General features: G+C 57.8%; 5 protein-coding genes and 2 pseudogenes. 3 read left to right on the top strand and 4 right to left on the bottom strand.

Annotated features, from left to right (window positions below; all coding sequences use genetic code 11):
• Together ACILRA_RS18950 and ACILRA_RS18945 are read right to left on the bottom strand one after the other, a co-directional pair.
• A pseudogene (locus ACILRA_RS18950) lies at positions 1-388 on the bottom strand (ATP-dependent RecD-like DNA helicase); the annotation flags it as partial.
• On the bottom strand, positions 385-882 hold the full coding sequence (locus ACILRA_RS18945) for a thermonuclease family protein (protein WP_395663622.1): 498 nt from the start codon (positions 880-882) through the stop codon (positions 385-387). The gene ACILRA_RS18945 and the pseudogene ACILRA_RS18950, both read right to left, overlap by 4 nt.
• Positions 883-1,385: 503 nt before the next feature.
• Here ACILRA_RS18945 and ACILRA_RS18940 point away from each other — a divergent pair.
• Positions 1,386-2,207: a hypothetical protein gene (locus ACILRA_RS18940; RefSeq protein WP_395663621.1), complete on the top strand. Its 822-nt coding sequence runs from the start codon at positions 1,386-1,388 to the stop codon at positions 2,205-2,207.
• 15 nt (positions 2,208-2,222) lie between these two features.
• On the opposite strand, the gene ACILRA_RS18935 is transcribed toward ACILRA_RS18940, so the two are convergent.
• Positions 2,223-3,566 (bottom strand): phenylacetate--CoA ligase family protein, encoded by a 1,344-nt coding sequence (locus tag ACILRA_RS18935; RefSeq protein WP_395663620.1) that lies wholly within the window; start codon positions 3,564-3,566, stop codon positions 2,223-2,225.
• Positions 3,567-3,622: 56 nt separating this feature from the next.
• Here ACILRA_RS18935 and ACILRA_RS18930 point away from each other — a divergent pair, with 56 nt between their 5' ends.
• Complete coding sequence (locus ACILRA_RS18930; RefSeq protein ID WP_395663619.1) at positions 3,623-4,279, top strand: DapH/DapD/GlmU-related protein; 657 nt, start codon at positions 3,623-3,625, stop codon at positions 4,277-4,279.
• 93 nt (positions 4,280-4,372) lie between these two features.
• On the opposite strand, the gene ACILRA_RS18925 is transcribed toward ACILRA_RS18930, so the two are convergent.
• Positions 4,373-4,855, bottom strand: coding sequence for a hypothetical protein (locus tag ACILRA_RS18925; RefSeq protein WP_395663618.1), 483 nt, complete (start codon positions 4,853-4,855; stop codon positions 4,373-4,375).
• A gap of 374 nt (positions 4,856-5,229) precedes the next feature.
• On the opposite strand from ACILRA_RS18925, the pseudogene ACILRA_RS18920 reads away from it, so the two are divergent.
• Positions 5,230-5,625, top strand: a pseudogene (locus ACILRA_RS18920) (hypothetical protein); the annotation flags it as partial.

Below are 5,625 nucleotides of genomic sequence, written 5' to 3'. Positions count from 1 at the left end.
GGTTGGCCTCGATGATGTCGAAGACCTGCTCACCAAACGCCTTCACCATCTTCTTCGCATAGACCGGGCCGATGCCGCGGATCATGCCGGACGACAGGTATTTCTCGATACCTTCCGCCGTGGTGGGCGGCGTGGTCTTCAAGAACCGAGCCTTGAACTGCAGGCCATGGGTACGGTCGTTGAACCATTCGCCCGTCGCCGTGATCCATTCCCCAGCCGAAATCGCCGCCGAATGTCCCACCACCGTCACTAGGTCGCGGTGGCCGCGCGCCTTGACGCGCAGCACGCAGAAGCCGCTTTCGTCATTGTGGAACGTCACACGCTCGACAATACCCGCCAGCACCTCCTGTGGTGCCTGTTGGGCATGTGCTGGCAAGCTTCGGCTCATTGCTTCCGCGCCCGCCAGTCCCACGGCATCTCGAAGGAACCTACCCATATCCCGCGGCGAGCAAGGCGCGCCTCGTCTTCCTGCGCAATGTAATCGATTCCATACTTCCGAAACGCCACGGCCCAGCCCTGCGAGACTATCCAGGCGTTGAGGTTGATGGGGCCCTTGAAGCAGATGGCAATGACGCGTTTGTAGCGGTCACGCCCTTTGGGCTGGCAACTCACCACTGAGCGCCCGATCATATCAGCGAGCGCAAACGCCGACTTCTGGCCGCAGCGATATCGTTTGCCGGCGGCGTCAATACAAAGCTGGGAACTCTCCGGCGCGTCTATGGCGTCGAGCCGTATCCGCTCGCCGTGGATCTCGATGGTGTCGCCATCGATGACCGAAGCCGTACCCTGGATCGCAGGGGCGCTCATGGAATCAGCCAAGCCGGTACCGAGGGATGCTACCAGTGCAATCCATATTGCCAGCAAGGGCTTGCGGTTGATCATGCCAAATCCCTATCACGGGCTTGGGAAATCGGGAACGGTTCGCGACATCGTGGGAATACTTGGCGCTGCCATTCCCATGGAAGCGGCTGCATCGCCCGCGCCATCGTAAGCCCCTTCGGCTGCCGCCCCGCCAGGATTCCTTGTACGATCTCCGGCGCCAGCAGCGTTATACGCAGCACACGGCCGACATGCCATTGCGTGAGGCAAGCAGCGGACCTGATTTCGGCTGATGCCGCCAGTGATTAGGTTTAATGTTCTGCGGGTCGCGAAGGTTGCAGGGGTTCGCGAAAACACTGGGGTTCGCGCCAATGAGACTCATCTCTCTGGATGGATTCGCGCACCCCCGAAAGCTTCGAAAGGTGGCTGAAAAGACAGGCGTCATAATAGATCTGGCGAGAAAAAAGCTGCATGGCGCAACCCCGTTCCCGATCTTCCCAGAATTGCTTTGACCTCGGTAACGTTGTAAAATAACTCGCCGGGAACTACTAAGGGCAGTCAGTGAAATGAAGTCATCCTTAAAGTCGACAACTGCCATAGTTACGGGAACTCTTGGTTTCGGGCTGATGGTTACAGGCGCTCTTGGCGCAGACATCGATCCGGGGTGCGTACCCGCTGTGTCCGGTCTCAATGGGAAGTTGGAAGGTGCCGGAGGCTATTATCAGGAAGATGATTCGGGAGACGGGGGCCAATTCCGCGGCGTTGGCATGCTCGACGTGCCGTTAGGATGCTATTTCGGGCTTCAGCTTGATATGGGCGGCGGCGACTTTGGTGGCAATAAGTGGGCGGGTATCGGCGGCCACCTGTTCATGCGTGATCCCGATGCTTACCTGCTGGGCATCCAGGCGCAGTACATCAGCCTTGATGGTGAAGAAATCGTGCGCGTGGGTCCCGAAGCCGAACTCTACTTAGGCGACTTCACGCTCAGCATGATGGCAGGCTGGGAGGGAGCTGACGATTTCGACATGGATGATATCGTTGGCCAGCTCGAAGCGGCTTATTACATGGACGACAATTTCAAGATTTTCGGGGGCTACCGGCACTTCCTCGGTGTGGATGCGGCAGCCATCGGGTTCGAGTTCAAGCCGCAATCGATGCCAGCCTCGCTCTTTGTCGACGCAATGTTCGGAACGGACGAGTATGTCTCGGTGGTGGGCGGTTTGCGTATTCATTTCGGCGGTGACACGAAGTCACTGAAGGATACGCATCGCTACGATGATCCGGGCCATTACTTCAATCTGCTGCGTGCGCCCACAAACCGACAGTACGTACCCCCTCCAGTTGTAGACAGTCCCTGCCCGGGTGACAGTTGTCCTAAAGCTCCCTAGGAAATACCCTAGGGCTCAGCCAGACTTGGACTCGTTCACGACATCCAGGAATTTTCCAGATGATGACGGCCCGAGCGCTGGTACCGCGAGCAGTGTGATTTCAGCGTCGGCCCCCAATACTTCGTGCAGCAGGGATAGGACCTCTTCAGCTGGCGGCTTCAGTATCGACGTTGTTGGCATGTAGCGCAGTGTGAAACTGCTTCCGTTCTGTATCAGCTGCCATCGCAACCCGCCCATCAACCGGCCGAATTTAACCCTGTCGATTTTCGGTCGGAAGAAATCATCATTGGGCATCTGCAACAGGTTGGACGGACGGCCCACCATGCGGTCAATAGTGGGATGAGAGCGTCCACAGGAGCAACTCTGGTGAAGCCGCACCAAATCTCCTGTATCATAGCGGACCAACGGCATAGCGAGATTATAAAGCGGGGTGACGACAAGTCGTCCCCAGCATCCTGGCTCAGCTGGGCGGTCCTCAGCATCGAGAATCTCGAAAAATCCAAGTTCGGACTGAAGGTGCAGCATGCCACTCTCATGGCACTCGCAAGCCAGTATGCCACATTCAGCGCTTGAGAAGATATCGATCGTAGGGCACCCAAATTGCTCAAGCACGGCATCGCGCACGTGATTGCCTAAAGGTTCACCCACGGAAATGACCGCCTTGATCTGCGGCCGGTTGCCACCGTACTGCGCCAGATGGCGCGCCAGGGCGTAGGCGTTTGAGGGAAAGGTGTTTAGATACACTTGCCCAAGACCGCACAGCCAGTCCAGTTGCTTTTCTCGCGGAATGAACACTGAGAGGTTCCGCACGCTTCCACCCTTGCCACCGTTGAACCAGTCGGCGGTCCATGACATCTTAAGCGGATCATTGGGCGGAGCCCGAAACCGCGATAACGCATGGTCGAAGGCGCGGATTTTGGCGAGGTCCAATGAAGTGTCGATCTTAAAGTTACGAAAATGCCGGTACTGTGCGGCGGTCTGCGCAATATCAGCAAGCGAAGTGCGGTAATAGGAAATGGAGCGTCCGCCCGAACCCGAGGACGTGAAGCGCAGGATGTCTCCATGCTGCTCCGGTACCAGGGCGGGTCTCAATTCCGCGAGATGCTCTCGCACCTCGGTCTGCGTGAGGATCGGAATTTCACGCCATCTCTCCAGCTCCACCTGTCCGTGTGGGGACACCACCGCAGAAAGCCGTTCTCTGTAGAATGGTATGTTCTGTGCGGCGAAAGCTATAAGGTCGACCAACACATTGGCCTGGAAACCGCGAAGCTGAACCGGGTCGTAATGATCCGTTTTCAGCAGCGCGTTGTAGAAATCGCGTGCCGTGTCAGGCTCGCCAATCGTATCATGATTGTCCATTACGCGAAGATGGCGCAAAATAAAGCAGGAAGCAATTCAACGTTGACCAGATCAGCATGACAGATAAACCGACAACGAAAACTCTTCCATACGTACTCTTCGGAATTGAGTCCTCGTTTGCGGCGGATCTCATCGACTCTCTCCAGCGGCTCAAGTTGCCCGTTGTCGTCGGCGTGATCACTGGGCCTCCAGGTTGGTCTCTCCGCGGTACACCCGTTGTTGTTAACCCTGACGAAATCTCGCCGCTTCTCCTGAACCTTCCGGCAGTGAATTGCGCCGCTGGTCCTGTTGCGCGGCAGGCACACTGCAAGAGAATGCTCGATCATGGCTTTTCGAACTTTCCGGCGCTTGTAGATCCTCAGTCGGTGATACCGCCAAGCGCCTACTTGGGAAGAGGTTGCTTCATCAACGCTGGCGCCATATTGGGAGCAGCGGTCGAGATGGACGACTTCGCATTAGTAAATCGAGCGGCCTCTATCGGCCACCACAGCGTAATCGAAACTTGTGCAGTGATTGGTCCCGGAGCGACACTTGCTTCCAATTGCCGTATTGGCCAGGGAGCGATGATTGGCGCGGGTGCGGTATTGGCCCCCGGCGTAAAAATCGGCGCTGGTGCAGTTGTTGCCGCTGGTGCGGTTGTGCACCGCGAGGTCTCAGCCGGCGTCACAGTGCTGGGCAATCCGGCGAGGGTCGTCCGACAGGCTAAGGTTTAAAAAGAAGTCTGCTCATGACCTAAGGCATGACGGCTGCTGAGGTCAATCAAGCGGAATTCCTGTTTGATAACGCTGAGCGGGACGTCGATGTCTTTATCGCCCTGTATACCGGGTATGTGCACCTCCCGGAAACATAGGAGCTGGATCTGTCAGCAGGCAATTCTTCACCGTGCTTTCCTGGTCATAACGACTGGAATGATTGTATGCGAGGGCCTGCTGTCGCCATGCCAGCGGAAACGGCTGCATCGCTCTCGCCATCGTCAGCCCCTCCGGCTGCCGCCCTGCGAGGATCTCCTCCACGATCTCCGGCGCCAGCAGCGTCATACGCAGCAAACGGCTGACGTAGGATGGGTTGATGTTTTCGGCGTCGGCGATTTCCTCGATCGTTGCGAAGTCGCCGGTTTCGAGTAGCTTTCGCCAGCGGAAGCCGCGCGCGAGAGCCTTGAGGAGCGCGCTGTCGATCCTTGCGCGCGCCGCCGGCGATGCGCCCGTGCCGTCCGGCGTGATGACAAGCTTCCGTCCGCCGCGCTTGCGGATGGTGAATGGCACCGTGACGGTAGTCGTCTGTTCGGTCATCCGAAGACAGCAACCCGCCGTCGAATTGGGCCGCGATCCTTTTACCGGCAACAGGTGACAGGCCGGGCAACATCGGGGTCGAATCCGTCATGGCGGGTGTCGCTTCCCTGAAACTGCGATGATTGGCGTCAGTAACCAAATCATACGTTATTTCATAGGTTTAAGCTACACCCGCCTGTCCAGAGTGCATAATTCGGGCTAGGACGCACCACTTTCCCGCCCATGCAGGCGGGAGATACGCAATCTTAGTTTGGTTTTAGTATCATTTTAGTAACTTTTGGCAAGGAACTGGGTAAAAAAATTCCTAGCCACCAAAAGCTCCGTGGAGTATGCACGTCGTTCTGCCTGAGCCAAAACGAATGAAATCCACACCCATGCTGCGCTCCACCAAATTCCTGCTGGCCTGCCTGTTCACCGTGTTTGGAGTCCTCCTGGCCAGCTGTGACAGCGATGCGTCCACGCGCGTCGCGCCCTCAACACCCACCATGGCACCGTTCGCGGGCAATGTAGACGGGTCGGGCAACGCCGATGGCACAGGCACCGCCGCTCGTTTTAATCGACCAGGCGACGTTGCCACCGACAGCGCGGGCAACGTCTACGTGGCCGACAAGGGCACCCACACCATCCGCAAGATCACCTCTGCCGGTGTGGTGACCACGCTGGCTGGAACCGCGGGGGTGAGCGGCTCGACCGACGCCACCGGCGCTGCGGCCAGTTTCCAGAGCCCATACGGCATCGCCACCGACAGCGCGGGCAACGTCTACGTGACC

The organism is Aestuariivirga sp., from assembly GCF_044239095.1.
In the GTDB taxonomy this organism is placed as follows: Bacteria; Pseudomonadota; Alphaproteobacteria; order Rhizobiales; family Aestuariivirgaceae; genus Aestuariivirga.
Note: the sequence above shows the minus strand (reverse complement) of the source record. Positions and strands in the feature narration are given on the sequence as shown.